Annotated in this window: 1 protein-coding gene; it reads right to left on the minus strand. The window is 40.2% G+C overall.

Translation table 11 applies throughout. The features are described 5' to 3' along the window. Positions 1–124: 124 nt before the first annotated feature. Positions 125–301: alpha-L-fucosidase (locus G5S52_RS24450; RefSeq protein WP_205744049.1), on the minus strand; the 177-nt coding region annotated here is incomplete at its 5' end.

Consider the following 301-nt stretch of genomic DNA (forward strand, 5'->3'; position numbering starts at 1 on the left):
AAAGCCGCCTTCTTGTGCAAGTTCGGCCCATTCGTCTGGTTGGAAGCGAATCGGGTTAAAGCTTTTGTTTAAATCAAAATATTGCTGTTTAAATACCTCAGGATCGGATTCCCAATCGACGTCCTCACTTTATAATCTGTCGTTTTTGTATCCCACATACAAAAAGCCAATCGTGGTGTTTCGTTGTAAATAAAAAGTACTTAAAGCCGCCTTCTTGTGCAAGTTCGGCCCATTCGTCTGGTTGGAAGCGAATCGGGTTAAAGCTTTTGTTTAAATCAAAATATTGCTGTTTAAATACCTC

The sequence above is a fragment of the Grimontia sedimenti genome, from assembly GCF_011045095.1.
Classification (GTDB): domain Bacteria; phylum Pseudomonadota; class Gammaproteobacteria; order Enterobacterales; family Vibrionaceae; genus Enterovibrio; species Enterovibrio sedimenti.